4 tRNA genes are annotated in these 527 nt (G+C 49.7%); all 4 read right to left on the bottom strand.

Annotated features, from left to right (window positions below):
* Window positions 1–31: 31 nt before the first annotated feature.
* The 4 genes from FC82_RS13685 to FC82_RS13700 all read right to left on the bottom strand — a co-directional run bounded on the left by FC82_RS13685 (window position 32) and on the right by FC82_RS13700 (window position 403).
* Window positions 32–106, bottom strand: a tRNA-Asp gene (locus tag FC82_RS13685).
* Window positions 107–110: 4 nt separating this feature from the next.
* A tRNA-Val gene (locus tag FC82_RS13690) sits at window positions 111–183 on the bottom strand.
* Window positions 184–221: 38 nt separating this feature from the next.
* A tRNA-Glu gene (locus tag FC82_RS13695) sits at window positions 222–293 on the bottom strand.
* A gap of 18 nt (window positions 294–311) precedes the next feature.
* A tRNA-Ser gene (locus FC82_RS13700) sits at window positions 312–403 on the bottom strand.
* Window positions 404–527 lie beyond the last annotated feature (124 nt).

Below are 527 nucleotides of genomic sequence, written 5' to 3' on the forward strand. Positions count from 1 at the left end.
TTAATGCTTGTTAATATTCAGTTATTAACAACGGTCCGTACGAGACTCGAACTCGTGATCTCCTGCGTGACAGGCAGGCGTCCTAAACCAACTAGACCAACGGACCATGATGGAGGATACAGGGCTCGAACCTGTGACCCTCTGCTTGTAAGGCAGACGCTCTCCCAACTGAGCTAATCCTCCATGAGGTTGTTAAATTAATGTCTCGATCTGACGATCGATGACCCGTACGGGATTCGAACCCATGTTACTGCCGTGAAAGGGCGGTGTCTTAACCACTTGACCAACGGGTCATACTAAAAGTTGCTGAACGGAGAGTAAGGGATTCGAACCCTTGAAACAGGTTTTTGCCCGTTTACACCATTTCCAGTGGTGCTCCTTCGGCCAACTCGGACAACTCTCCAAGAGTCTCCGACATGCGTCATCAAAACTCACTATTAAAATTGTCCCAACAACTGAGTCGGAAATAAATCGCGTGGCAACGTCCTACCCTCGCAGGGGGCGATCCCCCAACTACTCTTGGCGTG

The organism is Secundilactobacillus collinoides DSM 20515 = JCM 1123, from assembly GCF_001435975.1.
In the GTDB taxonomy this organism is placed as follows: Bacteria; Bacillota; Bacilli; order Lactobacillales; family Lactobacillaceae; genus Secundilactobacillus; species Secundilactobacillus collinoides.